Raw genomic sequence first — 947 nt, 5'->3', positions numbered from 1 at the left:
CTATGGGGAACCTCCTGGAGTGGGTGCGGTTGCCCGGCGCAGGCCGGGCAACCGTTGGTGGGTAAGGGCTTTGACTTGCTGGTTTGCAGGTCAGCCGCACTCGGGGCAGCGTCCGACGTGGCCGCTGAGTGCCCGGGCCATCCGTGCCTTCATCGACGCGGCGTGTTTCGCGCTGGATTTCGCCGCCGGCCTTCCGGCATGCCGCTCGGAATGAGCGTTCAGGAAGCCGATCTCCCGCTCATACTCCTCACGAAGGGCCGCGAACCGCGGGCAGGTCTTCATCGGGCGATCCTTGTCTTCGTGGTGGTGTCCTCGCTCCGCAGTTGCTGGAGGACGAGGCTCAGTCGGTCGTTCCGGCCGCCCTTGAGGCCCTCGCGCCGGATGATCTCCCTCAGTTGGACCCGGGTCACGGCTTCGTTGCCGTCCCGTTCGAGCAGAGCCGGTACGTGGGGACGGACCTGCTCGACGAGGTGCTCCACGGATTGCTCCGGCTCGCGCGGTGGACGCTGCGTCTGCGGGCTCCGGGACCTACTCCGCTTACCTGCCCTGCCCTTGGCCGTCGTGGTCGGCTTCCGCTTGAGGGGCACCTTGTGCTCCCGGTCCCCGGTGGTGTCGGTCCCCGTGTCGGGGGTGCTCGGTCCCCGGTCCCCGGTGGTGTCGGTCCCCGTGTCGGGGGTGCTCGGTCCCCGGTCCCCGGTGGTGTCGGTCCCCGTGTCGGGGGTGCTCGGTCCCCGGTCCCCGGTGGTGTCGGTCCCCGTGTCGGGGGTGCTCGGTCCCCGGTCCCCGGTGGTGTCGGTCCCCGTGTCGGGGGTGCTCGGTCCCCGGTCCCCGGTGGTGTCGGTCCCCGTGTCGGGGGTGCTCGGTCCCCGGTCCCCGGTGGTGTCGGTCCCCGTGTCGGGGGTGCTCGGTCCCCGGTCCCCGGTGGTGTCGGTCCCCGTGTCGGGGGT

At 71.4% G+C, this 947-nt stretch carries 1 protein-coding gene and 1 pseudogene; both read right to left on the bottom strand.

All coding sequences use genetic code 11. The features are described 5' to 3' along the window. Positions 1-90: 90 nt before the first annotated feature. The gene (locus C1I97_RS37940) at positions 91-282 is read right to left on the bottom strand and encodes a hypothetical protein (RefSeq protein ID WP_111007373.1); all 192 of its coding nucleotides are present in this window, start codon (positions 280-282) and stop codon (positions 91-93) included. After that, positions 279-947, bottom strand: a pseudogene (locus C1I97_RS42345) (hypothetical protein); the annotation flags it as partial. The gene C1I97_RS37940 and the pseudogene C1I97_RS42345, both read right to left, overlap by 4 nt.

This window comes from Streptomyces sp. NTH33, assembly GCF_003236365.1.
Lineage (GTDB): Bacteria > Actinomycetota > Actinomycetes > Streptomycetales > Streptomycetaceae > Streptomyces.
Note: the sequence above shows the minus strand (reverse complement) of the source record. Positions and strands in the feature narration are given on the sequence as shown.